Annotated in this window: 23 protein-coding genes; 16 read left to right on the top strand and 7 right to left on the bottom strand. The window is 70.6% G+C overall.

Translation table 11 applies throughout. The annotated features are described in order from the left end of the window. Nucleotides 1-233: 233 nt before the first annotated feature. Nucleotides 234-512 carry a 4a-hydroxytetrahydrobiopterin dehydratase gene (locus tag BLW76_RS41940; protein WP_091317745.1) on the bottom strand — a complete coding sequence of 93 codons (279 nt, stop codon included), beginning with the start codon at nt 510-512 and terminating at the stop codon, nt 234-236. Between the two features lie 159 nt (nt 513-671). Between BLW76_RS41940 and BLW76_RS41935 the strand changes: the two genes are divergently transcribed. From BLW76_RS41935 to BLW76_RS41925, 3 genes are read left to right on the top strand one after another with little or no spacing between them, the layout of a single operon-like run. After that, on the top strand, nt 672-1715 hold the full coding sequence (locus BLW76_RS41935) for a thiamine ABC transporter substrate-binding protein (protein WP_091317744.1): 1044 nt from the start codon (nt 672-674) through the stop codon (nt 1713-1715). Continuing rightward, the gene (locus tag BLW76_RS41930) at nt 1691-3316 is read left to right on the top strand and encodes an ABC transporter permease (protein ID WP_425266043.1); all 1626 of its coding nucleotides are present in this window, start codon (nt 1691-1693) and stop codon (nt 3314-3316) included. The genes BLW76_RS41935 and BLW76_RS41930 overlap by 25 nt, the downstream gene beginning before the upstream one ends. Further along, entirely contained in the window at nt 3316-4323 is a 1008-nt protein-coding gene (locus BLW76_RS41925; RefSeq protein ID WP_091317743.1) for an ABC transporter ATP-binding protein, read from the top strand. Before BLW76_RS41930 ends, BLW76_RS41925 begins: the two co-directional genes overlap by 1 nt. 16 nt (nt 4324-4339) lie before the next feature. Here BLW76_RS41925 and BLW76_RS41920 read toward each other — a convergent pair whose 3' ends face one another. The 3 genes from BLW76_RS41920 to BLW76_RS41910 are packed head-to-tail and all read right to left on the bottom strand — an operon-like array spanning nt 4340 to nt 7283. After that, entirely contained in the window at nt 4340-5218 is an 879-nt protein-coding gene (locus BLW76_RS41920) for an ABC transporter permease (RefSeq protein WP_091317741.1), read from the bottom strand. After that, on the bottom strand, nt 5215-6189 hold the full coding sequence (locus BLW76_RS41915) for an ABC transporter ATP-binding protein (protein ID WP_091317740.1): 975 nt from the start codon (nt 6187-6189) through the stop codon (nt 5215-5217). Before BLW76_RS41915 ends, BLW76_RS41920 begins: the two co-directional genes overlap by 4 nt. Next, the gene (locus tag BLW76_RS41910; protein ID WP_091317738.1) at nt 6186-7283 is read right to left on the bottom strand and encodes a LolA family protein; all 1098 of its coding nucleotides are present in this window, start codon (nt 7281-7283) and stop codon (nt 6186-6188) included. Before BLW76_RS41910 ends, BLW76_RS41915 begins: the two co-directional genes overlap by 4 nt. 148 nt (nt 7284-7431) lie before the next feature. On the opposite strand from BLW76_RS41910, the gene BLW76_RS41905 reads away from it, so the two are divergent. The 3 genes from BLW76_RS41905 to BLW76_RS41895 all read left to right on the top strand — a co-directional run bounded on the left by BLW76_RS41905 (nt 7432) and on the right by BLW76_RS41895 (nt 10005). Beyond that, complete coding sequence (locus BLW76_RS41905) at nt 7432-8148, top strand: response regulator transcription factor (RefSeq protein ID WP_091317736.1); 717 nt, start codon at nt 7432-7434, stop codon at nt 8146-8148. Then, nucleotides 8145-9458 (top strand): sensor histidine kinase, encoded by a 1314-nt coding sequence (locus tag BLW76_RS41900; RefSeq protein ID WP_091317734.1) that lies wholly within the window; start codon nt 8145-8147, stop codon nt 9456-9458. The genes BLW76_RS41905 and BLW76_RS41900 overlap by 4 nt, the downstream gene beginning before the upstream one ends. Nucleotides 9459-9615: 157 nt before the next feature. Next, entirely contained in the window at nt 9616-10005 is a 390-nt protein-coding gene (locus tag BLW76_RS41895; RefSeq protein WP_091317733.1) for a (deoxy)nucleoside triphosphate pyrophosphohydrolase, read from the top strand. On the opposite strand, the gene trpS is transcribed toward BLW76_RS41895, so the two are convergent. Beyond that, the gene (trpS, locus tag BLW76_RS41890) at nt 9998-10963 is read right to left on the bottom strand and encodes a tryptophan--tRNA ligase (RefSeq protein ID WP_091317731.1); all 966 of its coding nucleotides are present in this window, start codon (nt 10961-10963) and stop codon (nt 9998-10000) included. The two genes, BLW76_RS41895 and trpS, sit on opposite strands and share 8 nt — an antisense overlap. A 181-nt stretch (nt 10964-11144) precedes the next feature. Here trpS and BLW76_RS41885 point away from each other — a divergent pair, with 181 nt between their 5' ends. Then, nucleotides 11145-11444 (top strand): YciI family protein, encoded by a 300-nt coding sequence (locus BLW76_RS41885; protein WP_086859227.1) that lies wholly within the window; start codon nt 11145-11147, stop codon nt 11442-11444. On the opposite strand, the gene BLW76_RS49040 is transcribed toward BLW76_RS41885, so the two are convergent. Further along, nucleotides 11441-11590 (bottom strand): hypothetical protein, encoded by a 150-nt coding sequence (locus BLW76_RS49040; protein ID WP_167384902.1) that lies wholly within the window; start codon nt 11588-11590, stop codon nt 11441-11443. The two genes, BLW76_RS41885 and BLW76_RS49040, sit on opposite strands and share 4 nt — an antisense overlap. Before the next feature lie 193 nt (nt 11591-11783). Here BLW76_RS49040 and typA point away from each other — a divergent pair, with 193 nt between their 5' ends. The 6 genes from typA (at nt 11784) to BLW76_RS41855 (ending at nt 21143) form a co-directional block, all read left to right on the top strand. Further along, the gene (gene typA, locus BLW76_RS41880; RefSeq protein WP_091317730.1) at nt 11784-13709 is read left to right on the top strand and encodes a translational GTPase TypA; all 1926 of its coding nucleotides are present in this window, start codon (nt 11784-11786) and stop codon (nt 13707-13709) included. A 379-nt stretch (nt 13710-14088) separates the two neighbouring features. Further along, nucleotides 14089-15825, top strand: a complete 1737-nt coding sequence (locus BLW76_RS41875; protein WP_091320537.1) for an ABC transporter family substrate-binding protein — start codon at nt 14089-14091, stop codon at nt 15823-15825. A 284-nt stretch (nt 15826-16109) separates the two neighbouring features. Beyond that, nucleotides 16110-17921 (top strand): ABC transporter family substrate-binding protein, encoded by a 1812-nt coding sequence (locus BLW76_RS41870; protein ID WP_167384901.1) that lies wholly within the window; start codon nt 16110-16112, stop codon nt 17919-17921. 184 nt (nt 17922-18105) lie between these two features. Next, nucleotides 18106-19122, top strand: a complete 1017-nt coding sequence (locus tag BLW76_RS41865) for an ABC transporter permease (RefSeq protein ID WP_091317726.1) — start codon at nt 18106-18108, stop codon at nt 19120-19122. Continuing rightward, entirely contained in the window at nt 19115-20044 is a 930-nt protein-coding gene (locus tag BLW76_RS41860) for an ABC transporter permease (protein ID WP_091317724.1), read from the top strand. The genes BLW76_RS41865 and BLW76_RS41860 overlap by 8 nt, the downstream gene beginning before the upstream one ends. An 82-nt stretch (nt 20045-20126) precedes the next feature. Further along, on the top strand, nt 20127-21143 hold the full coding sequence (locus BLW76_RS41855) for an ABC transporter permease (protein ID WP_091317723.1): 1017 nt from the start codon (nt 20127-20129) through the stop codon (nt 21141-21143). A 193-nt stretch (nt 21144-21336) separates the two neighbouring features. Here BLW76_RS41855 and BLW76_RS41850 read toward each other — a convergent pair whose 3' ends face one another. Then, nucleotides 21337-23118 carry an ABC transporter ATP-binding protein gene (locus BLW76_RS41850; RefSeq protein ID WP_167384900.1) on the bottom strand — a complete coding sequence of 594 codons (1782 nt, stop codon included), beginning with the start codon at nt 23116-23118 and terminating at the stop codon, nt 21337-21339. A 112-nt stretch (nt 23119-23230) separates the two neighbouring features. On the opposite strand from BLW76_RS41850, the gene mshB reads away from it, so the two are divergent. From mshB to BLW76_RS41835, 3 genes are read left to right on the top strand one after another with little or no spacing between them, the layout of a single operon-like run. Next, a complete protein-coding gene (gene mshB, locus BLW76_RS41845; protein ID WP_091317721.1) occupies nt 23231-24073 on the top strand; it encodes an N-acetyl-1-D-myo-inositol-2-amino-2-deoxy-alpha-D-glucopyranoside deacetylase in 843 nt (280 codons plus the stop codon). Beyond that, the gene (locus BLW76_RS41840; RefSeq protein ID WP_091317719.1) at nt 24070-24462 is read left to right on the top strand and encodes a hypothetical protein; all 393 of its coding nucleotides are present in this window, start codon (nt 24070-24072) and stop codon (nt 24460-24462) included. Before mshB ends, BLW76_RS41840 begins: the two co-directional genes overlap by 4 nt. Beyond that, a complete protein-coding gene (locus BLW76_RS41835; protein WP_091317718.1) occupies nt 24455-25243 on the top strand; it encodes a hypothetical protein in 789 nt (262 codons plus the stop codon). Before BLW76_RS41840 ends, BLW76_RS41835 begins: the two co-directional genes overlap by 8 nt. The last annotated feature ends 26 nt before the right edge of the window (nt 25244-25269 follow it).

Genomic DNA, 25269 nt, shown 5'->3' with positions numbered 1-25269 from the left:
CGAACAGCGCGCCGATCATGGACCGTGTTAACAGCTGTGATCGAACTCTCAGCTGTCCAGGTGGCGGCGGTTGCGGGCGGTGAACCAGAGCACCCCGCCGGCCGCCGCCACCATTGTTGCGAATGCTGCCGTGCCGACCACGATTGCCTGCGTCATGCGAGTGCTCCCTCCTGGAGGTTCCGGTGACTGAGAGACGTCCGGACCAGCGGAAAGTGCACTGAGAGTAACCAGGGTCACACGAGGACGGCGTCGATCTGCTCGGCGAGGTCGAAGTCCTTCGCCGTCAGGCCGCCCGCCGAGTGCGTTGTCAGCCGGAATGTCAGGGTGCGCCAGCGGATGTCGATGTCCGGGTGGTGGTCGGCGGCCTCGGCCAGCTCCGCCACCCGGTTCACCACCTCGATCGCCTGGGGGAAGCTCGCCAGTTCCACCTCGCGGGAGATCACCGCACCGGACCGTGTCCAGCCGGCGGCCAGGCGAAGATCAGCTTCGGAGTCGCTCAAGATTTCCGTCATGTCTCCATCGTCCTGCGTCCTGGACTACGCTGCACGCTTGCCACGGGAGTCCGGTCAGCCGGGCTGAGAGGCGGGTCACCCGCGACCGTTCGCACCTGACCGGATCATGCCGGCGACGGGAGGGCTTCCCTCCGCGTCCGGCGAAGTGCAGGAGGGTAGATGAAACGCAGGGCTGCGACGGCCATCGCCGTCGTCGGCGTGGTCGCCGCGGGGTGCTCGCTGTCGGACGGTGACGGTGGCACGCAGCAGACGCCCACCGTCACCCTCGTGACGCACGACTCCTTCCTCGCGCCGCAGGAGGTGCTCGACGCCTTCCAGAAGCAGTCGGGCATCAAGGTCTCCGTGCTCAAGCAGGGCGACGCCGGTTCGCTGACCAACAAGCTCGTGCTCACGAAGGCGAACCCGATCGGCGACGTCGCCTTCGGCGTCGACTCCACCTTCGCCTCCCGGGCGCTGGCCGAGGGCGTCTTCGAGCCCTACACCAGCCCCGAAGCCGACCGCGGGCCGCAGCGCTACGCCGTCGACCCCGAGCACCGGCTGTCCGCGGTCGACGTCGGTGACGTCTGCGTCAACGTCGACACCAACTACTTCACCACCAAGGGCATCCCCGCGCCGGAGACCTACGACGACCTGGCCGACCCGAAGTACAAGGACCTGCTGGTCGCCGAGGACCCGGCGACGGCGTCACCCGGCCTGGCGTTCCTCCTCGGCACCATCGCCAAGTACGGCGACGCCGGCTGGAAGGACTACTGGACCAAGCTGAAGGCCAACGGCGTCAAGGTGGTCAGCGGCTGGGAAGAGGCCTACACCAAGGAGTTCTCCGGTTCGTCCGGCAAGGGCCCGCGGCCGATCGTCGTCTCGTACGCGTCGTCGCCCGCCGCCGAGGTCGGCGACGACGGGAAGCCGCGCACCAAGGCGCTGCTCGACACCTGCTACCGGCAGGTCGAGTACGCCGGCGTGCTGGCCGGCGGCAAGCAGGTCGAGAACGCGCGCAAGGTCGTCGACTTCCTGCTCTCCCAGCAGTTCCAGGCGACGGTCGCGGCCAACATGTACGTCTACCCGGCCCGCCAGGGCGTCGACCTGCCCCAGGGCTGGGCGCAGGTCGCGCCGCTGCCGCAGAAGCCGCAGACGCTGCCCGCGGACCAGGTGCAGGCCGGACGCGAGAAGTGGATCGGCGAATGGCGCACGCTGGTGCAGCAGTAACGCCACCTCGAACCGCCCGCGGCCTGGGCCTGGCCCTCCTGGGCCTGGCCCCGATCGGCTTCCTGGTGGTCTTCTTCGCCTGGCCGGTCGTCGCGATCATCGGCCGCGGGTTCGCCGCGGGCGGGCTCGACGTGGTCCTGACCGACGCGCGGACCTGGCAGCTCGCCGGGTTCACCGTCGCGAGCGCGGCCGCGTCGACGCTGGTCGCGGTGGTTGCCGGGCTGCCGGTCGCCTTCCTGCTGGCCCGCGCAAAGCTGCCCGGCGTCGGCCTCGCGCGGACGCTGGTGCTCGTGCCGTTCGTGCTGCCGACCGTCGTCGTCGGGCTGGCGTTCCGGGCGCTGTGGCCGGACGGCGGCGTGCTGCCGATCGTGCTGGCCAACGCCTTCTTCAACGTCGCCGTCGTCGCGCGGACCGTCGCCGGGCTGTGGGCGCGGCTGGATCCGCGGACGACCGACGCCGCCCGGGCGCTCGGCGCGTCGCCGTGGCGGGCGTTCCGGTCGGTGACGCTGCCCGCGCTCGCCCCCGCGATCGCGTCCGCCGCGGCCGTGGTGTTCCTGTTCTGCGCCACCAGCTTCGGGGTCGTCCTCATCCTCGGCGGCGCCCGCTACCGGACCCTGGAAACCGAGATCTACCTGCGGACCGTCGACCTCCTGGACCTCTCGGGGGCCGCGGCGCTCTCGCTGATCCAGGTCACGGCCGTGGTCGCCGCGCTGGTCGCCGGCGGGCTGGCGCGGCGGCGCACGGAGGGCGCCCGGATCGGTGCGGTCCGGGCGCGGCGGCCGGAAGGCGGCGAATGGTGGGTCGTCGGCGCCGCGGGCGTCGTGCTCGCGCTGCTGGTGACGCCGATCGTCGCGCTCCTCGCCGAATCGGTGTCCACTGAGGACGGCTGGAGCCTCGCCGGGTACCGGGCACTGACAAGCACCGGCGAGAAGGGCGCGCTGCAGGTGTCCGGTTGGGACGCCGCGGTGAACTCGCTGAAGGTGGCCATCGACGCGACGCTGCTCGCGATGGTCGTCGGCGTGCTCGCGTCCGTCGTGCTCGTGGCGCTGCGGCGCTCGCCGGCCAGAGCCGCGCGCGGGCTGGGCGAGACGATGGACGCCGTGCTGATGCTGCCGCTCGGGGTGTCCGCGGTGACCGTCGGCTTCGGCTACCTGGTGACGCTCGACGCGCTGCCGGGTGACCTGCGGACGTCGCCCTACCTGGTGCCGCTGGCCCAGGCGCTGGTGATCATCCCGCTGGTCGTGCGGATGGTGCTGCCGGTGCTGCGCTCGGTCGACGTCCGGCTGCGGCAGGCCGCGTCGACGCTCGGGGCGAGCCCGCTGCGGGTGTGGCGGGAGATCGACCTGCCGCTGACGCTGCGGCCGCTGGTCGCGGCGGCCGGGTTCGGCTTCGTCGTGGCCCTCGGCGAGTTCGGCGCGACCAGCTTCCTCGCCCGGCCGACGGCGCCGACGCTGCCGGTCGCGGTGGCGACCCTGATGGCGCGGCCGGGCGAGCTGAACAACCAGATGGCGTACGCCGCGTGCGCGTTGCTGATGCTCGTGACGGTGCTGGCGGTCGCCCTGATCGACCGGCTCGGGCGCGGCCGGGTGGGAGAGTTCTGATGGCGCTGTCGGTACGGGACCTGACCGTCCACTACGGAACGTTCGCGGCGGTCCGCGACGCCCGGCTGGACATCGCCGACGGCGAGGTGCTGGCCCTGCTCGGGCCGTCGGGCTCGGGCAAGTCGACGCTGTTGCGCGCGATCACCGGGCTCGAGCCGTCGGCCCGCGGCTCGGTGAGCTGGGACGGCGAGGACCTCGGCGCGGTCCCGGTGCACCGGCGCGGCTTCGGCCTGGTGTTCCAGGACGGCCAGCTCTTCACCCACCGCGACGTCGCCGCGAACATCGCGTTCGGCCTGCGGATGCACGGGGTGCCCCGCGCGCAGTGGGCGCCGCGGGTGGCCGAGCTGCTGGAGCTGGTGGGCCTGTCCGGCTTCGAGAAGCGGCGGGTGACGGAGCTGTCCGGCGGGCAGGCGCAGCGGGTGGCGCTGGCTCGGGCGCTGGCGCCGGAACCGCGGCTGCTGCTGCTCGACGAGCCGTTGTCCGGGTTGGACGCCGGCCTGCGTGAGCAGCTGGCCATCGACCTGGCGGACCTGTTGCGGCGCAGCAAGATCACCGCGTTGCTGGTGACGCACGACCAGGAAGAGGCGTTCACGCTGGCCGACCGGGTCGCGGTGCTGGACGCGGGGGAGGTCCGGCAGGAGGGCGCGGTCCGCCGGGTGTGGCGGAACCCGGCGGACGACACCGTGGCCCGGTTTCTCGGCGTGACGACGTTCGTGGACGGCACCGCGGCGAGCGGCGTGGTGCGCACGCCCCTCGGGGAGGTGGCCCTGCCGGACGTCGGCGACGGCCCGGTGCGGCTGGGATTGCGGCCGCACGCGCTGCGGGTGGCCGCGGAAGGCGTGCCGGGCGAGGTCGTGGCGGCGGTGCACCGGCGCGAACACGTGCGGCTGGTGGTGCGGCTCGAGGAGTCCACTGTGGACGCGGTCGCGCCGGCGGCCTCGGACCTGCGGGCCGGGGACGCGGTGAAGCTGGAGCTCGACCCGGACGGCATCGCGCTGGTCGGCTAGCCGTCCGGGGAGAACCTCAGCCGTCGCGGGTGGACAACCTCGCGTACGCCAACGACAGGCCGATCACGATGTAGCAGGCCGCGCGCAACGCGCCTTCGCCCAGCATCTGCGTGCCCATCGGGTCCTGCAGCACCTCCGCCGGCGCCATCGACCAGTTCTGCGTCAGCAGGAACGGGTGCAGCCAGTCCAGCGACGTCAGGAACCCGAGGATCGTGAACACGATGTCGCCCGCCAGTACCGAAGCCACCACCAGCATCGGGTGCTCGGTCCAGCTGGAGATCGCCAGCGCCACCGCGCCGACCGCCCACAGCTGCAGCACCACCCAGCCCGCCACCAGCAGGATGCGCACCAGGGCGCCGCCCAGGGACAACGTCGTGCCCGACAGCGTGAACAGCGAGTCCGTGCCGTTGATGATCAGGCCCGTCACCACGCCCGTCACGCACATCGCCAGCACCGAAACCACCGACACCGTCGCGACGCCGAACGCCTTGACGGCCAGCAGCCGGCCCCGCCCGACCGGCGCGATCAGCCAGCCGCGCAGCGTGCCGTGGGACGTTTCGCCCGCGATCGCGTCCGCGCCCGCCATCGCCGACGCCAGCGGCAGCAGCAGCGCCAGTGACATCACGATCGCCGCGATCGGCAGCACGAACGCGTTGTTGACCGCGGACGCCAGCAGCGCACCGCCGCCGTCGTCCGGGCCGCCGCCGCTGCCCGGCTGCTCGTCGACCAGCGTCAGGCCGATGCCGATCACCACCGGGATCAGGGCCAGCAGCCCGAGCACGGCCAGCGTGCGCGGCCGCCGGAAGATCCAGCGCAGCTCCGCGGCCAGCAGCCGCGGCAACGGCACCGTGTCGTGGCCCGTGCGGGCCGCCGGTGCCTCCAAGACGGCCGTCATTCCGCCCCCTCCGTCAACCGCGCGAACAGGTCTTCCAGGCCGGTCCGGGCCCGCGTCGCCTCGTGGACCGCGACCCCCGCGCCCACCAGGACCTGCAGCACCCGCGGCGCCTCGGCCGCGGTGAGGTCGGCCCGGACGCCGTCCGGCGTGAGCCGCGCCCCGATCCGGTTCTCCCGCAGCACTTCCACGGCCTTCTCCGCGTCCGGCGTGCGGACCAGCAGGGCCGCGTTGCCGGACTCCAGCAGCTCCGCCAGCTCCCCCTGGGCGACGACGTTGCCGCTCTGCAGCACGGCCACGTGCGTGCAGGTCGCCTCGACCTCGGCCAGCAGGTGCGACGACACCAGCACGGTGACACCCTCGGCGTGCAGCTCGGCGATGATCCTGCGGATCTCCCTGGTACCAGCAGGATCGAGGCCGTTGGTCGGCTCGTCGAGCACGACCATCTTCCGCGGCACCAGCAACGCCGAGGCGAGCCCGAGCCGCTGCTTCATGCCGAGCGAATACCCCTTGTACCGCCGCCGGGCTGCGCCGGTCAGCCCGACGCGCTCCAGTGCCGAATCCACCGCGGCCGGGATCCCGGCCGACGACAGCCGCGGTTCCGCCGCGGCGAAGCGCAGCAGGTTGTCGCGCCCGGACAGGAACGGGTGGAAGCCCGGCCCTTCGACCAGCGCGCCGACGTCCGGCAGCGCGTGCGCGGCGGCGTCCGGCATCGGACGGCCCAGCAGCTCGACCTCGCCCTCGGTCGGCCGGACCAGGCCGAGCAGCATCCGGATCGTGGTCGTCTTGCCCGAGCCGTTCGGCCCGAGCATCCCGACCACCGCGCCCTGCGGGATGTCGAGGTCGACGTGGTCCACGGCGACGGTGCTGCCGTAGACCTTGCGCAGTCCCCGGGTCCGCGCGGCGAGCGGGACCGCCGGGGCGGAGGCCTCCGAAGAGACCTCCGCCCCGGACTCGACAGCCGTGCTGGTCACTTCTGACCCAGCGCTTCGTACAGGACCTGCTCCGGCACCGCGCCGGCGGCGAAGCGGCCGTCGTCGGTCAGCACCGCGCTGCCGACCTTCGTGGTGACGAGGTAGCCGCTGCCCCACGGGCCGCTGACCTTCTTGGCGAACCGCTCGAGCAGCGCCTTCGGGTCGGCGTTGGCGCCCCGGCCCTCGCGGCCGGACTGCTGCTTCGGCGCCGCGTTCAGCGCGTCCGCCGGCACCTTGCCGGTGACGACGGTGTCCCAGCCGTCGCCGACGACCTTGACGTCCTGCTTGGCCTGCTCGGCCAGGTCCTTGTGCTGCTGGTCGACCTTCGCGGTCTTCTCCTGCACCTTGGCGCCCTTCGGCGGGGTGAAGGTGAACAGGTCGGCCGGCTGCTGGGTGAACTCGATCTCGGTGAACGCGACCTCGAGCGCCGGGGTCGCCGTGCCGTTGCTCAGCACCGACACCCGCAGCGGCATCCGCGTCTGCGAGTCGACGGCGACGCGGATCTCGCGCAGCAGCGTCCGCTCGGTCGGCTTCGGCGTCAGGACCAGCTCGTAGGCCGGGCGGCCGGCGACGGTCGCGGTGCCGTCGACCGAGACCGTGCTGCTCTCGCGGACCTTCGCGAGCAGTTCCGTCGACGCCGCCAGCGGGTCGGCGGTCCGGTCGCTGCCCGCGCCCTTCTGCTGGGCCACGTCGGCCGGGATCGTCACCTTGGTCGCGGTGTTCGTCTTGGAGCTGTAGTCCCAGACGGTGGTGCCGTCGTGGACCACGGTCTCCTGGCTCGCGCCCTGCGTGACGGCCAGCCTGCTCTTGCCGGCGCCGTCGGTGAAGATGTGCGCCGAGTCCATGTTCAGCGCCGACGCGCCCGGCACCGCGTTCCCCACCGCGGGCAGGCCCAGGTCGTTGCTCACCTTCAGCGTGCCGTCGAACGCGCCCGGCTTCGCCTTGAGCACCGACTGCACCAGGTCCTCGGCGCTCACCTGCGGCAGCGCGGGCTTGTCGTCGGCGCTGGCCGGCATCGCGACGAACGCGAGCCCGCCGGCACCGAGCGCGGTGCCGAGGACCGCGGCGGTGATGCCCTTCGTCTTCGGTTTCATGCGTCTCTCCCTGTGGTGTTCCCGGGCTCGAGTGTGCCCGGCTCCCTGGCCACGACGCTTCCCTCTCGAGGCTGAGATACCCCTGAAGGTTCTCCCTCCCAGCCTGAGATCGCGCTGAGAACCGACGCACGACCTGCGCAAACCGGCCATGATGAGTCTCGTGAAACCTCGGGTACTGGTGGTCGACGACGAACCGGGCGTGCGGAAGGCCCTGCAGCGCGGGCTGCGCGCGGAGGGCATGGACGTGGTCACCGCCGCCGACGGGCCCACCGGCCTGCAGCTGGCGGGCACGGGCACGTTCGACGTCGTCCTGCTCGACATCATGCTGCCGGGCCTGTCCGGCTACCGCGTGCTGGAGCGGCTGCGCAAGGACGGCGTCACCACGCCGGTGCTGCTCGTCTCGGCCAAGGACGGCGAGATCGACCAGGCCGACGGCCTCGACCTCGGCGCCGACGGCTACCTCGTCAAGCCGTTCTCGTTCGTCGTGCTGGTCGCGCAGGTCCGCGCGGTGCTGCGCCGGGCCGGTCCGGAGGCCGGCCGCGGCACGCTGCGGCTCGGCGCGCTGGCCGTCGACCGCGGGCTGCGGCAGGTGCACTGGCACGACGAGGAAGTGCCGCTGAGCCCGCGGGAGTTCGCGCTGCTGGAGGTGCTCGTCGGCCGGGCGGGCACGGTCGTGACGAAGGACGAGCTGCTGCGCGCGGTCTGGGGCGAGGAGCAGGCGGTGACCCGCAACCTCGTCGAGGTCTACGTCGGGTACGTCCGCCGCAAGCTCGACGCGGTCGGGGCGGGCGCGTTGCTGCGGACCGTGCGCGGGCACGGCTACCTCGCCTCCGACGCGCAGCTCGACGAGGTCATCACCCCGTGATCTCGTGGTGGCGGGGCCGGTCCCTGCAGGCCCGGATCACCGTGCTGGCCGCGACGATCACCCTGTGCTGCCTGCTCGGGCTGGCGGCGCTGGCGGCGTCGAACCTCTCACCGCTGCTCATCGGCTCGGTCGACCGCGAGCTCTCCTCGGCGCTGGGCCCGGCGGGCGCCGAGGTGAGCGCGGGCCGCCCGCTGTCCGGCTCGGCCCCGGTGACGCTGCGGGTGCTGGACATCGCGGGCACGCCGGTGGACGGCGGCACCCCGGCCGGGCTGGCTCCTTCGGACGTGTCGGCCCTCAAGGCGGGCCAGCCGGTGCAACGTGACGGCGCGCGCTACCTCGGCACGGTCGTCAGCGCCCCGGACGGATCGCAGCGGCTGGTCGTCGCGGGCGCGGGCCTGGTCGGCTTCGCGGCCGCGGTGCACTACGGCGGGGTGTGGCTGGTGGTCGTCGCGACGATCGGCGCGCTGGTGGCGGGCTTCGCGACGTGGCTGGTGGTGCGCCTGTCGCTGCGGCCGGTCGCGCGCATGCGGGGTTCGGTGCGGTCGCTGCCGCCGGGGGCGCGGCTGGCGCTGCCGGACTCCCACGACGAGCTGCGCGCGCTGGCGGAGGAGTTCAACGCGCTGCTGGAGCGCCAGGAGCAGGCCAGCGAGCGGCTGCGGCGGTTCACCGGCGACGCGGCGCACGAGCTGCGGTCGCCGGTCGCGTCGATCCGGGTGCAGGCCGAGGTGGCCGTGACGAACCCGGATCCCGAGCTGGCCCAGGAGACGTTGTCGGACATCCTGACCGAGGCCGAGCGGCTCTCGTCGCTGCTCGACGGGCTGCTGTCGCTGGCCCGCTCGGACGCGGGGGAGGTGCCGCCGGCGTCACCGGTGGAGCTGGTGAGCGAAGTGCGTTCGGCGGTGGCCCGGCTGCCGGCGGGCGCGCCGGAGACGCGGGTGAGCACGGCGGTCGCGCAGGCGTGGGCGTCGTCGGCGCACGCGGAGGTGGAGCTGGTGCTGGACAACCTGCTGCGCAACGCGTGCCGCTACGCGCGCGGGCAGATCGTGGTGTCGGTGCTGGCGTCGCGGTCGTCGGTGCGGGTGGTGGTCGACGACGACGGCCCGGGGATCGCGCCGGAGCACCGCGAGAAGGTGTTCGACCGGTTCTACCGGATCGCCGACGACCGGGCCCGGTCCTCGGGCGGGACGGGCCTGGGGCTGGCGATGGTGGCGGAGACGGTCCGGCGCCGGGGCGGCCGGGTGCAGGTGAGCGAGTCCCCGGACGGCGGCGCGCGGTTCGTGGTCGTCTGGCGCGCAGTCCCGGCCGGCTGACGAGCCCGGACACATGCGCCCCAATGTGGCGTTCGGTGCGTCTGGCGCACCGAACGCCACATTGGGTGCGTTGGACGCAACCAACGCCACATTGGGGCGTTTGGTCGGGTGCCGTGTGCGCGGCCGGGGGCGGGGCTTCCGGGTAAGTTCCGGGACTGTGAACGCTGTGATCGTGGGAGCCGCCCTGGTGCGGGACGGCAAGCTGCTCGCCCAGCAGCGGGCCTGGCCGCCGAAGCACGCCGGGCAGTGGGAACTGCCCGGCGGCCGGGTCGAAGCCGGGGAGTCCGAGGCCTTCGCGCTGGCCCGCGAGTGCAGCGAGGAACTCGACGTCGTCATCGAGGTCGGGGCGCGCGTCGGGGAGGACGTCGCCCTGCCCGGTGGCCGGGTGCTGCGGATCTACGCCGCCACGCTCGTCTCGCCGGGGGAAGAGCCGCGGGCCGTCGAGCACCGGGCCGTTCAGTGGCTCGGGCCCGACGACCTCGACGACGTCGACTGGCTGCCGGCCGACCGGATCCTGCTGCCTGCCTTCCGCGCACTGCTCAACTAGCGCCGATCATCCGCAGGGCCGCGTCGAGCCGGTGCGAGCCGCGCTCGCGGGCCCGCTCGGCACCCGCCTTCCGCACCCGGTCCAGCTCGGCGACGTCCTCGAGCAGCGCCGACGCGCGCGTGCGCACCGGCCGCAGCTCCTCGATCACCGCGTCGGCGACGGCGTCCTTCACCGCTCCGTACGAGGCGAACTCCGACGCCAGGTCCGCCGGCGACCCGCCCCGGCAGGCGGCCAGGATCTCCAGCAGGTTCGCCATCCCGGGCCGGGTCTCCGGGGCGTGGACCGGCACCGAACCGCCGTCGGTGACCGCGCGGCGGATCTTGCGGCGGATCTGGTCCGGCTCGTCGAGCACGAACACCACGCCCGCCTCGTCCCGCGTCGACTTCGACATCTTGCGCGTCGGGTCGGTCAGGTCCTTCACCCGCGCGCCCGCCGGTGGCAGCACCGCGCGCGGGACGGTGAACACCTCGCCGTACGTGCCGTTGAACCGCTTCGCCAGCGTCCGCGTCAGCTCCACGTGCTGGCGCTGGTCCTCGCCGACCGGGACCTCGTCCGCGCCCTGGAGCAGGATGTCCGCGGCCATCAGCGCCGGGTACGTCAGCAGCGACAGCCGGACCCCGGCCTGGCCTTTGGACTTCTCCTTGAACTGGATCATCCGCGCCGCCTCGCCGTAGTTGCAGGTGCACTCCAGGACCCAGGTCAGCGCGCCCAGCTCGCGGGCCAGGTCGGACTGGACGAATACTCGCTCGGGATCGATGCCGGCGGCGATCAGCACGGCGAGCTGCTCGCGCGCCAAGGATCGGAGTTTCGCCGGGTTGTGCGGCGTCGTCATGCCGTGCAGGTCGGCGACGAAGTACAGGTCGTCCGCGCCGCCCTCGAGGGCCCAGCGGCGGACCGCGCCGAGGTGGTTGCCGAGGTGGACGTGACCGGAGGGCGTGATGCCGGACAGCTTGCTCATGGTGCTTCCCTTCGAGGTGGGACCACCCCGGAGAAGGCACGAAAAAAGGCCGCCCGTCCGGGGCGGCCGCTGGTGATCAGCGCAGGTCTAGACGGCCGCCGAGGGCGGCCACCAGCTGGACGTCTGCGCGTGCATACAGCGAGCATAGGCGCGAACGGGCTTGCGGGTCTACCGTCTAACCATGTATGTCGTCCTGCTGAACTACACGGCCCCGATCGAGCAGATCGACCTCGCGCTCCCGGACCACCAGGAATGGCTGAACAAGCAGTACGAACACGGCCACTTCCTCGCGTCCGGGCGGCGGAACCCCCGCGTCGGCGGTGTCATCATCACGCGTCCGCTGAACCGCGGGAAGCTCGACGCCATCCTGGCGTCCGATCCCTTCTGCGTGCAGCACCTCGCGCAGTACGAGGTCATCGAGTTCTCGCCGACCAAGACCGCTCCTGAGCTGCGCTTGCTCAACGAAGCGGTACCGCACTAGACAGCCAGGTCCTCTTTCGCCTTCTTCAGAGCCAATACCGGGCACTTCTTGCAGCGCGGCTTCGACCGGCAGCACTTCTTCTTGACCTTGCCGGCCTTCATCAGCTTGCGCACGACTTTCCGCGGGTCCTTCGGCTTCTTGCCCACGCGCACGCACCTTCCGGATCGGCGACCTTCACCGGGTTTCCACGTTAGGTCAGCCTAACCGAGGAGGGGGCGTGGGGCCGCTCACAGAGGGGTGGCAGGTATCCTGGGTGAGGTCCGCGTGTGACCAGAGCCGGTCACGGGATGCCGAACGGCTTGCGCGGCCACCCACCCCTTGAAGTTCAGGAGTTCTCGCGTGCCCGCAGCCAGCGCTACCGTCGAAACCGGCCGGCCGACCGGTAAGACCCGGCCCGACCTGCGCAACGTCGCGATCGTCGCCCACGTCGACCACGGCAAGACCACGCTGGTGGACGCGATGCTCCGCCAGTCCGGCGCCTTCGCCGAGCGCGCCGAGGTCGTCGACCGCGTGATGGACTCGGGGGAGCTGGAGCGCGAAAAGGGCATCACGATCCTCGCGAAGAACACCTCGATCCACCGCCAGACCCCCGAGGGTCAGGTGACGATCAACGTCATCGACACCCCCGGCCACGCCGACTTCGGCGGCGAGGTCGAGCGCGGCCTGGCCATGGTCGACGGCGTCGTCCTGCTGGTCGACGCGTCCGAGGGCCCGCTCCCGCAGACCCGGTTCGTGCTGCGCAAGACCCTCGAAGCCGGCCTGCCGGTGATCCTGCTGGTCAACAAGACCGACCGGCCGGACGCCCGGATCGCCGAGGTCGTCGAGGAGACCCACGACCTGCTGCTCGAGCTGGCCAGCGACATCGAGGACGCCGACCACGACGCCATCCTCGACCTCCCGGTCGTCTACGCCTCCGCGCGCGCCGGCAAGGCCAGCCTGGAGCAGCCCGCCGACGGCGAGATCCCCGAGAGCGAGAACCTCGACCCGCTGTTCGACACGCTGCTCCGGCACGTGCCGCCGCCCGCGGCCGACCTCGACGCGCCGCTGCAGGCCCTGGTCACCAACCTCGACGCGTCCAACTTCCTCGGCCGCATCGCGCTGATCCGCATCCACGCCGGCAAGCTCCGCAAGGGCCAGACCGTGGCCTGGATGCGCGAAGACGGCACCACGCAGAACGTCCGCATCTCCGAGCTGCTGGTCACCGAGGCGCTCACCCGCGTCCCGGCGACCGAGGCCAGCGCGGGCGAGCTCGTCGCCATCGCCGGCATCCCGGACATCACGATCGGCGACACCCTCGCCGACGTCGACAACCCGGTGGCGCTGCCGCGGATCACCGTCGACGAGCCCGCGATCTCGATGACCATCGGCGTCAACACCTCGCCGCTGGCCGGGCGCAACGGCGGCGACAAGGTCACCGCGCGGCTGGTCAAGGCCCGCCTCGACCAGGAGCTGATCGGTAACGTCTCGATCCGCGTCCTGCCGACCGAGCGCCCCGACACCTGGGAGGTCCAGGGCCGTGGCGAGCTGGCGCTGGCCATCCTCGTCGAGCAGATGCGCCGCGAGGGCTTCGAGCTGACCGTCGGCAAGCCGCAGGTGGTCCTGCGCACGATCGACGGCAAGCTCCACGAGCCGTTCGAGCGCCTCTACATCGACTCGCCGGAGGAGCACCTCGGCGCGATCACCCAGCTCCTGGCCGCCCGCAAGGGGCGCATGGAGGACATGAGCGGCAACGGCACCGGCCGGATCAAGCTCGAGTACGTCCTCCCGTCGCGCGGCCTGATCAGCTTCCGCACCGACTTCCTCACCGAGACCCGCGGCACCGGCATCGCGAACCACGTGTTCGAGGGCTACTTCCCGTGGGCGGGCGAGATCCGCACCCGCCACAGCGGCTCCCTGGTCGCCGACCGGTCGGGCCCGGTCACCGCGTACGCGATGATCCAGCTGGCCGACCGCGGCACCTTCTTCGTCGAGCCGGGTGCCGACGTCTACGAGGGCATGGTCGTGGGCGAGAACCCGCGCTTCGAGGACCTCGACATCAACATCACCAAGGAGAAGAAGCTGACCAACATGCGTCAGTCCTCCGCCGACGTGATGGAGACGCTGGCCCGCCCGCGCAAGATGGGCCTGGAAGAGGCGCTGGAATTCTGCTCGGTCGACGAGTGCGTCGAAGTCGCGCCCGAGGTCGTCCGGGTCCGCAAGGTCACCCTGGACGTGAACACCCGCGCAAAGGAGCGTTCGCGCGCGAAGAGCCGCGACAACGGCTGATCCGCCGCTTCGCAAAAACCTCCCGGTGCGTGTCGCCGGGAGGTTTTTTCGTGCCCGATCCCTTACGCTGAGTCGGTCGGTGGCGGACCCAGCGTCAGCAATTCCGCCGTTCTTCTCCTTATATCTTTATAGGGGCCGCGACGGCTTCATCGCCTGGCGCCGACCACCGGTGTGAACCTTTTTCGTGTCCGGCCCGTGTTCGTTCCGCCGTTCCGGAACGGTCCGGGAACCCGGACGGTGTTCCGTGCGTCCTTCCCCCGAGGGCCCACCTTGGGGCGGCGACGCCGCCCGATCCGGGTGTGGGAATCTCGGTTCCGATGGCGAAGACGGTCGTGGGAGCATGGCTGACCCGATCGGGGACAACGGGGAGGAACAGGGCGTGCGGGTGAATCGCAAGGCGGTGCCGGTGCTGGCACTCGCGGCCGTGCTGCTCACCGCCTGCTCCAACACCCCGCCACCGCCGGTCGTGTCGTCGTCGGTCGCGCCGGTGTCCAGCACCGGCAAGACGCCGTCGCAGATCGTCGTCGGCGTCGACGACGTGCTCGGCGGGTACAACCCGCACAACCTCGCGGACTCGTCCCAGGTGACCTCCGCGCTCTCGCAGCTGCTGCTGCCCTCGGTGTTCCGCCAGAAGGACGACGGCACCACCCAGCTCGACAAGAACCTGATGAAGTCCGCCGAGGTGATCTCGCAGCAGCCGTTCGTGGTGGCCTACGACATCCGGGCCGACGCGTCCTGGTCCGACGGCGCGCCCATCGCCGCCGAGGACTTCGACTACCTGCGCACCCAGATGCGCGACCAGCCCGGCGTGATCGAGCCCGCCGGCTACCGGCAGATCACCGACCTGCAGTCGCGCGAAGGCGGCAAGCGCGTCGAGGTCACCTTCGCCAAGCCGTACCCGGGCTGGCAGACGCTGTTCTCCGACCTGCTGCCCGCCCACCTGCTCAAGGACGCGCCCGACGGCTGGCGCGGCGCGCTGGCGTCGAACTTCCCGGCCGTCGCCGGCCCGTTCTCGATCAAGAGCCTGGACACCGCCCGCGGCGAGGTCATCCTCGAGCGCAACGAGCGCTACTGGGAGAAACCCGCCGCGATCGACCGGATCGTGCTCCGCCGGTCGGACCAGAACACGCTGCTGGCCGCGCTGCGCAGCGGCAACGACCAGTTCGCGCTGGCGCGGACGACCGGCGACGAGCTGAAGCTGCTCGGCGAGCTCGGGTCCGCCGTCAAGCTGCACACGGTGGCCCGCCCGCTGGTGGCAGGCGTGCTGCTGCGCCCGGTCAGCGCGACGCTGCAGGACGCCCGGGTCCGGGCCGGCATCGCCGCCTTCCTCGACCGCGCCAAGCTGATCACCGAAGGCGTCAACGGCGGCCCGTCGTCGGCCCTGCACGCCGACGCCCAGGTGACCGCGCCGTCGGTGAAGGGCTACGCGGCGACCATCCCGCCCGGCCCGCCCACGGCGCCCGACGTCGCCAAGGGCGAGGAGTCGCTGAAGGCGGCCGGCTACACCAAGACCGCGGGCACCTGGCGCAAGAACGGCAAGGCGCTCTCCCTGGTCATCGCCTCGCCGATGGCCCAGGAGCCGTACGCGACGATCGCCAAGGAGCTCACCGGCGAGCTGGCCGCGCAGGGCATCGAGGTCAACGCGATCACGCCGCCGCCGCGCGACCTGTTCAGCGGCCTGCTCGCGATGCCGGTCGTCAGCGGGGTCCAGCAGCCGACCGGCGACTCGGCGGGCAACGTCGGGGTCGACATCGCCGTCGTGCCGCAGGCGGTCGGCGGCGACACCGCCTCGGTGCTCGCGTCGACCTTCGGCTGCCGCCCGGAGCAGACGGCCGCCGGTGTGGACAAGACCAAGCCCGTCGTGCCGGGCAACGCGGCCGGCTTCTGCGACCCGGCGCTGCAGCCGTCGATCGACGCGGCGCTGTCCGGATCGACGCAGATCACCGAGGCGCTCACCACCCTGGAGCCTGAACTTTGGCGCCAGAACGTGGTGATTCCGCTGTTCCAATTGGCTGACACCCTGGCGATCGGATCGGGCATCTCGGGCGTCACACCGGGTCCCCCCATGGTGGGCCCGTTCGGGTCCGCGGTGAACTGGACTCGCGGCCCGAAGTAATCGGTTGGCTACGCATTCAGTACTACCGGGTGATCTTTACCAACGCCTTCGAGTGGGACGTTGTGAATCCATGAGGTAACCGTCGTATTTCTGGATGTCGACTGGAAGTCACCCTTTGGTCACGATCGACCCGGAACTGGTGACTGTCGGTGCTTTTCCTTTCTAGCGTGCACCCGCAGTGCGCCAGTTGAGTGTCGCTTGGCGTGTCGTAGGCTCCGGCCCAAACCGGAGCGGTGTGGGTCCTTGTCACAATTCAAGGGCTCAGTGCTAGGAGGGCACACTTCATGAGGAGAACCAAAGCAGTCTCCGCCTTGTCGCTCGTCGCAGGCGCCTCGCTGCTGCTGAGCGCCTGCAGCGGGAGTGACTCGGGCTCGGGCAGCACCGACCAGAACGGCTCGTCCGTCGACGTCAAGGCGATGGCGGTCGGCAAGGCCGAGACCGGTGACACGTTCAAGCTCGCGGACGTCAAGGGCTGGGACGGCACGGTCACGGTCGGGATCGACGACGGGTACTCCGGGTACAACAACATCACCCCGGACACCAACAGCTCGTACAACACGTACATCTTGACCGCCGTCCTCGAAGACGCGTTCGTCCTCGACGGCAACAACAAGATCCTGCTCAACAAGGACATCCTCGACTCGGTCGACGTGACGTCCAAGGACCCGCAGGTCATCACGTACAAGATCAAGCCGAACGTGAAGTGGTCGGACGGCGCGCCCTTCGACTGCAAGGACTTCTACCTCAGCTGGCTCTCGCAGAGCGGCATGGCCAAGGGCCCGGACGGCAAGAACCCGTTCGACGCGGCCTCGACCACCGGTTACGACAAGATCAAGACCGCCACCTGCAAGGACAACCTGACCCTCCAGACGGACTTCAGCGAGCCGTACCTGGACTACAAGGGCCTGTTCAGCGGCGTGCAGATCCTGCCGGCGCACATCCTCGAGCAGAAGACCGGCATCGCCGACATCACCAAGCTCGCGCCGACCGGTGACCCGGCCCAGCTCGCCAAGGCCGGCGACTTCTGGACGAACAAGTGGAAGGGCTTCGACAAGTCCATCATGCCGGCTTCCGGGCCGTACATGATCGACTCGTTCGACGCCAACCAGAAGGCCGTCACGCTCGTCAAGAACCCGCAGTGGGGTGGCGGCAAGGGCGGTCCGGCGAAGATCGTCGTCCGCGCCATGGAAGACACCAAGGCCATGGCGACCGCGCTGCAGAACGGTGAGATCGACGTCGCGGCGTCGACCCAGCCGGACGCCACCGCGGCCAACACGATGAAGGGTCTCGCGGCCCAGGGCGTCACCTACGGTTCGGCCTCGCAGCTGACCTACGAGCACCTTGACCTGCAGTTCAACCGCATGTTCAAGGACGACGCGCTCCGCAAGGCGTTCTTCGAGGTCGTCGACCGCAAGGCGATCACCGACAAGCTGCTCAAGGAAGTCCAGGCCGACGCGGCCCCGCTGAACTCGATCGTGTTCTTCCAGGGTGAAGAGGGCTACACCGACCTGTACAGCAGCAAGGCGGGCCTCGGCGCCGAGGCGGCGGCGAAGACCCTGACCGACGCGGGCTGGACGAAGGGTGCCGACGGCATCTTCGCCAAGGGCGGCCAGCGCGCTTCGTTCAAGATCACGCACAACCAGAACGCGCGCCGCAGCCAGACCGTCGAGATCATCATCTCGCAGGCCAAGGCGGCCGGCATCGAGGTCAAGGACGAGACCGACGCCAACTTCCTCAAGGGTGGCCGCGTTTCGACCGGTGACTACGACGTCGCCCTGTTCGGCTGGTCCTCCCCGCCGTTCAAGTCGCAGTCGCGCTCGATCTACGTCTGCCCGAACGCCGGCGGTGACCAGAACTACCAGAACCTGTGCGACCCGAAGATCGACGACGCGTTCAAGACCGCCGTCGGTGCCACGGACGAGCAGGTGAAGCTGCAGGCCTACCAGGCGGCCGACAAGGCCATCGCGGACAAGTACGCGACGATCCCGCTGTTCCAGACGCCGAGCATGTGGGCGTTCAAGGGCATCGACCGCGTGTACATGCAGTCCTACAACGGTGTCCTGTGGAACGCCGGCGAGTGGGAGCAGAAGAAGTAGGGCTCGCCCCGCTCTTCTTTCCCCTCGCTCCAGATGACCTGGGGGTACGGGGGCCCGGCCACGAGCCGGGCCCCCGTACCCACCGGAAGTAGCTGTTGACCGTAGGGTTACCCCCACTACGGTAGACAACCGGGTAGCGGTCCAGCGCACTTCTGACGACCAGGCCCGGATGAGGAGCAGTTCGTTGAACCTGGTGATCTACATCCTTCGCCGTCTGGCGATATCGATCCCCGTCCTGCTGGTCGGGACCTTTTTGTCGTTCGTGATGGTCGCCGCCACCGGCGACCCGCTGGGCGAGCTGCGGCACAACCCGAACATCAGCAAGGAAGCCCTGGACTCCCTCGCCCACAAGCTGGGCCTGGACCAGGGCATCGTGCCGCGTTACTTCACGTGGCTCGGGGACTTCCTGTCGGGTGACTGGGGCACGTCCATCGCGCAGGGCAACGCGCTCCAGCCGGTCGCGCCGAAGGTGATGGCCGCGTTCGGCGTCACCTTCAAGCTGGTCGTCGGAGCCGAGATCCTCGCGCTGGTCATCGGGATCATCGTCGGCGTGCTCGCCGCGGTGAAGCAGTACTCGATCGTCGACTACCTCGCCACCACGCTGGCCTTCCTGCTGTTCTCGATGCCGATCTTCTGCGTCGCGATCGTCCTGAAGAGCTACGCGATCGAGATCAACGGGTGGGTCCGGGACCTCGGTCTCACGGACATCCTCGGCAATCCATGGTTGCGCACGACGAGCCCCGAGCAGCTGAAAACCGACGGTGTCGGCGACTTCATCGCCAGCACGATCGGTGCCTACCTGCTCCCGACGCTTTCGATCATGGCGATCAGCTTCGCCGCGTACAGCCGGTTCCAGCGCGCCTCGATGCTCGAGGTGATGAACTCGGACTACGTGCGCACCGCGCGCGCCAAGGGGCTCGGCAACGGCCGGGTCATCTTCCGGCACGCGTTCCGCAACGCCCTGATCCCCGTGACGACCCTGTTCTCGGTGAACTTCGGCTCGGTGCTCGCCGGTGCCATCATCACCGAAACGGTGTTCAACTGGCACGGTATGGGCACATTGCTGGTGGAAGCCGTCAACAAGAACGACACTCAGGTGATGATGGGCTGGCTCGTGGTCATCGCCACCAGCGTGATCGTCGCCAACCTGATCGCCGACCTGGTGTACGGCATCCTGGACCCGAGGATTCGCGTTGGCTGACTTGAACTCCCTTCTCGCGAGCGAGACCGCGAGCCTGGACGGAACGCTTCCCCCGGAAGCGCTGCCGGAGCCACGGAGCCAGGGCAAGCTGGTGCTCCGGAAGTTCCTGCACCACAAGCTGGCCATGGCGTCGACCGCGGTGCTGGTGCTGATCATCCTGCTCAGCATCATCCTGCCGATCTTCTGGAAGCACAGCTACGAGGACAGCTCGTTCCCGTCGTTCGCCAAGCCGAGCGGCGAGTTCCCGCTGGGCACCACGCAGGTCGGCAAGGACATGGTGTCGCAGATCCTGCGCGGCACCCAGTTCTCGCTGCTCATCGCGCTCACGGTGTCGATCCTGTCGACCGTGATCGGCGTGGTCCTCGGCGCGCTGGCCGGCTACCTGCGCCGGTTCACCGACTCGGCGGTCTCGCGGGTGACGGACCTGTTCCTGATCATCCCGCAGATCGCCGCGGCGGCCATCCTGGCGAAGGTGTTCGGCAGCGGCTCCTGGTACATCGTCGCGCTGGTGCTGGCGGCGTTCGGCTGGATGCAGATCGCCCGGATCACCCGCGCCGAGGCGATGTCGCTGTCCCAGCGCGAGTTCGTCGACGCGGCTCGCGCGTCCGGCGCCGGAACGTTCCGGATCATCTTCAAGCACCTGGTGCCGAACATGGTCGGCAGCATCACGGTCAACGCGACCCTCGCGGTCGCCCAGGCCGTGCTGGCGGAAGCCGCGCTGTCGTTCATCGGCCTCGGTGTCCAGCTGCCCGACACCTCATTGGGCCGCGTCATCCTGGAGAACTACGCCCAGCTGCAGACGCGGCCGGCGCTGTTCTTCGGGCCGTTCATCGTGCTCGTGCTGATTTCACTGACGATCAACTTCATCGGTGACGGTCTTCGCGACGCCTTCGACCCGCGCCAGCGGAGAATGAAGGCCTGAACGCGCGGCGCGGGGGTGACCGGGATCCGGTCACCCCCGCGTCCGTCTTCGCAGCGGCGACCGCCGGACCTGGGGGTTTCGGATGAGTCTCGTGCTCTACGTGCTGCGCCGGCTGGCCATCTCGATCCCGGTCCTGCTGGTCGGCACCTTCCTCTGCTTCGTCATGGTGGCCAACACCGGCGACCCGCTCGGGGAGCTGCGCAGCAAGCCGGGGATCGACCCCCAGGCCATCGCGAACACCGAGCACAAGCTGGGCCTCGACCAGGGCGTCGTCGCGCGGTACTTCACCTGGCTCGGCCACTTCCTGACCGGTGACTGGGGCATCTCCGTCGCCCAGGGCAACGCCCTGCAGCCGGTGGCGCCGAAGGTGATGGCGGCCTTCTGGGTCACGCTCGAGCTGGTGCTCGCGGCCTCGGTACTGGCCCTGTTCTTCGGCGTGCTCGTCGGGGTGCTCGCGGCCGTCAAGCAGTACTCGATCTGGGACTACCTCGCGACGACGCTGGCGTTCCTGATGTTCTCGATGCCCATCTTCTGCGTGGCGATCGTCCTCAAGGGCTACGCGATCCGCGCCAACATCTGGGTCCGCGAGCTGGGCCTGTCCGACGTCCTCGGCGACCCGTGGCTGCGGACGACGAGCCCGGAGAGCCTCTCGGCGACGGGAGTCGGCGACGCGCTCGCGAAGTACGTCGGCGCGTTCCTGCTGCCGACGCTGTCCATCATGGCGATCACGTTCGCCGCGTACAGCCGTTTCCAGCGGGCGTCGATGCTGGAGGTCTTGGGCGCCGACTACGTGCGCACCGCGCGCGCCAAGGGCGTGTCGAACAGCCGCGTGATCTGGCGCCACGCGTTCCGCAACGCGCTGATCCCGGTGATGACGCTGTTTTCGGTCAACTTCGGCGCCACGGTGACGGGCGCGATCATCACCGAAACGGTGTTCAACTGGCACGGCATGGGCACGCTGCTGGTGGAGGCGGTCAACAAGAACGACCCCCAGGTGCTGATGGGCTGGCTGGTGGTGATCGCGGCGAGCGTGGTGCTCGCGAACCTGATCGCGGACCTGATGTACGGCATCCTGGACCCCCGCATCCGCGTCGGCTGACGCCGGCTCTCAAACGCCCCAATGTGGCGTTGGTTGCGTCCAACGCACCGAACGCCACATTGGGTGCGCTCAACGCACCGAACGCCACATTGGGTGCGCTCAACGCACCGAACGCCACATTGGGGCGCATGGGGCCAGCCACGCCGAAGGGCCCGCACCCGGGTGAGGTGCGGGCCCTTCGGCGTTCAGTGCGTCAGTCGGCGACCGGGGCCAGCCTGCCGGCCTCCCAGGCCGCGCGGCGCTCGGCCTGCAGCACCGGGTCCGCGACCGGCGCCGCCGACAGCAGGCGCTTCGTGTACTCCTGCTGCGGCGAGTGCAGCACCTGGTCACGGGTGCCGACCTCGACGAGCTTGCCGTGCTGCATCACCGCGACGCGGTCGGCCAGCAGGTCGACCACCGCCAGGTCGTGGCTGATGAACAGGCAGGCGAACTGCAGCGACTGCTGCAGGTCGAGGAACAGGTCCAGGACGCGGGCCTGCACGGACACGTCCAGCGCCGACGTCGGCTCGTCCGCGATCAGCAGCGCCGGGTCGAGCGACAGCGCGCGGGCGATCGCCACGCGCTGGCGCTGGCCGCCCGAGAGCTCGTGCGGGTAGCGGTTCATGTAGTGCCCGCCCAGCTCGACCTTGTCGAGCAGCGACCGCACCCGCGCCGACAGCTCCTTGCCGGAGAGCACCTTGTGCAGCACCATCGGCTCGGCGATCGACTCGCCGATCGTCATCTTCGGGTCCAGAGTGGACGCCGGGTCCTGGAACACGATCGAGAAGTACCGGCGAAGCGGGCGAAGCTCCTTCGCCGACATCTTCGTGATGTCCTTGCCCGCGATGGACACCGTGCCCGCCGTCGGGTCGAGCAGGCGGATGGCGCAGCGGCCGACCGTCGACTTGCCCGAACCGGACTCGCCCACCAGGCCGACGATCTCGCCCTTGGCGATGGTCAGCGAGACGTCGTCGACCGCGCGGTTCTTGCCCTGGCCGCGGCGGCCAGGGTACTCGAGGACCAGGTTCTTGATCTCCAGCGCCGGCGCGGTCTCCTCGATCACGGCCTCGAGCTCTTCGTCGGCCAGCCGGATCTCCTCGGCGATCTTGGCCGCCTCGGTGCTGTCGGCGTCGATGCCCGCGTCGTCGAGCAGGCGGCGGCCCTCGGGGCGCTGGCCGAGCACCGGCACCGCGGCGAGCAGCCGCCGGGTGTACTCCTCCTTCGGCGACGCGAACAGCTCGCGCACCGGCGCCTCTTCGACGATCTCGCCCTGGTACATGACGATGACGCGGTCGGCCATGTCGGCGACGACGCCCATGTCGTGGGTGATCAGGACGATCGCCGTGTCGAGGGTGTCCCGCAGCTTGCGCAGCAGGCCCAGGATCTCCGCCTGCACCGTGACGTCGAGCGCCGTGGTGGGCTCGTCGGCGATGATGACCTTCGGGTCGCAGGCGATCGCCATGGCGATGACGACGCGCTGGCGCAGGCCGCCCGAGAGCTGGTGCGGGTACTGCTTGAACCGCAGCTCGGGGTTCGGGATGCCGACCATGTCGAGCAGCTCGACCGCGCGCTTGTCGGCGGCGTCCTTGGCGATGTCGAGGTGGGACCGCAGGGCCTCGCGCAGCTGCCAGCCGACCGTGTAGACCGGGTTCAGCGCCGTCATCGGCTCCTGGAAGATCATCGCGACCTGGTTGCCGCGGATCTTCTGCATGTCCTTCTCTTTGAGATCCGCCAGGTTGCGCTCGCCCAGGCGCAGCTCGCCGGCGATCCGGCTGGTCTTGGGCAGCAGGCCCAGCACCGACATCGACGTGACGGACTTGCCGGACCCGGACTCCCCGACCACGGCCACGATCTCGCCGGGCTGCACGTCGAACCCGATGCCCTTGACGGCGTTCACGACGCCGTCCTCGGTCTGGAACGACACGCTGAGGTCGGAAATGGACAGGACCGATCCTGACACGCCGGCGACGTCCGCCGAAGTTGCTTCAGTGCTCACCAGATGCCCTTCGTGGGGGTACAGACCGTCACGACGCGGCGGTCGCGACTCGCGCGAGGATAACCGAGGGTGTCCCCGACGAAGGTCGGAGCACGGGAATTACGCTCAACCCGTGATCTCCCCGGTATCCCGACGGCTGCTGTTCGTCCACGCTCATCCCGACGACGAAAGCATCACCACCGGCGCCTCGATCGCACGATACGCCGCCGAAGGCGCCGAGGTGACCGTGGTGACCTGCACGCTGGGTGAGGAGGGCGAGGTGATGGCCGGCCTGGGCGAGCTGGAGGGGCTGCGCGCGCACCGCGCCGACCAGCTGGGCGGCTACCGCGTCACCGAGCTGGCGGCCGCGTGCGCCGCGCTGGGCGTGTCCCGGCACCGTTACCTGGGCGGGCTCGGCCGGTGGCGCGATTCAGGCATGGCGGGCACGCCGTCGGCGGCACACCCGCGGGCCTTCACCGGTGGCAGCACCGACGAGCAGGCCGCGCAGCTGGCGGAGATCATCGAGGAGGTCGAGCCCCAGGTCGTCGTCACCTACGACGCCTTCGGCGGCTACGGCCACCCCGACCACATCCGGGCCCACGACATCACGATGGCGGCGGCGCCACGGGCGGCCTCGGTGCAGCGGGTCTTCCACACGGTCGCCCCGCGCGCCGCGGTGCGCGCCGGGCTGGCCGCGCTGCGGGCAGGCGACCCCGTGTTCCGGGTACCGGCGGACGACGAATTGCCCACGACGCCGGACGAAGAGATCACGACGGTGCTCGACGTCGCCACGTACCTGCCCGCGAAGCTGGCGGCACTGCGCGCGCACGCGACGCAGCTCACCGTGGTCGACGGCGAGGTCCCGTACTTCGCGCTGACGAACGAGATCGCCCAGCCGATCCTGGCGCAGGACTGCTACGTGCTCGCCCACGGCCCGGCAGGCGGCGCCGGGCACGACCTGTTCGGCGGGCTGTGACGGTGGCGGAGCGGCTGACGCTCGAACAGGGGCTGCTGCTCGCGCTGCTCGTCGTCGACACGGTGCTGTTCGCGCTGCTCGAGCTGTTCTTCCTGCCGCTGCGGATCGGGGTCGTCCCGGTGCCGGTGACGGTCCTCGCCGGCGCCGTCACCACGCCCTGGCTGGTGTGGACCACGGCGAAGCTGGTGCGGCCCGGGCTTTCCTGGGTACCCCTGGCGGTGTGGGTGCTCGTCGTGTTCGGCGTCGGCATGCTGGGCCCGGGCGGTGACCTGGTGCTGATCCAGGACTGGCGGGCGTTGCTGTTGCTGGGCGCGAGCGCGCTGCCGGCCGCGATGGTGCTCGGCGGCGGGCCGCGCCGGACGGTGGGAAGGAGACCGGGACATGGGTGAGGCGATCTCCGACCGGCAGGTCGTGGCGGTGCTGCGGCCGTTCGTGCGGGCGTGCGGGCCGATGCTCGACGCGCTGCGCGAGTCCGACCCGTTCGGCCTGCAGGCGCGGGCGGCGGACGACCTGGCCGAGGTCGAGTCCGGCCTGAAGGCGAAGCTGATCCACGGCGTCACGTCGGTGAAGGTGCCCGGTACGGCGGCGTGGGCCCGGATGACGGGCTACGACCGGTCGAGCTGGTGGATGAACCGCGTGGGCCGCTTCACGGCGCTGCTGACGTCGATCCCCGGCCTGGGCGGCGCGCTGGCGGACCGCCTGCCGGTGCAGGACGCCCTCGGCGCGGCGTCACAGGGCCTGCTGTTGTGCGCGATCGCGGGCGAGTACGGCGTGACGGACGTCGGCACCCGGGTACGGCTGATCGCGTGGGTGCTGTTCGAGCGCGACATCGACGCGGACCTGGCCGCGGGCAGGCACGCGGAGCACGACGAAGCCGCGGAGGCGGACGAAGCGGCGAAGCTGACCGAGGACCTGAGGGCGTCGGAGAAGAAACACGGCAAGGCCACCGTCAAGGCGGCGGGCCGCACCCTGTGGCGGCTGGGCCGCGGCCTGCTGGGGATCACCGAGGAGCTGGAGAAGCGGCCGCGGGGCAACATCCTGCATCGTGCACTGGGGATGTTGCCGGTCGTCGGTGCGGCCGGGGACTACTTCGGGGAGCGGTCGGGCCTGCGCGTGGTGTGGAAGCGCGCGCACGTCTGGCTGACCGAGCACGCGCCGGCCTCGCGGTGATTTTCCCGCGCGGCCGGCGCGGTAAA

It is taken from the genome of Amycolatopsis tolypomycina, assembly GCF_900105945.1.
Lineage (GTDB): Bacteria > Actinomycetota > Actinomycetes > Mycobacteriales > Pseudonocardiaceae > Amycolatopsis > Amycolatopsis tolypomycina.
This window is presented reverse-complemented; position numbering and strand designations above follow the sequence as displayed.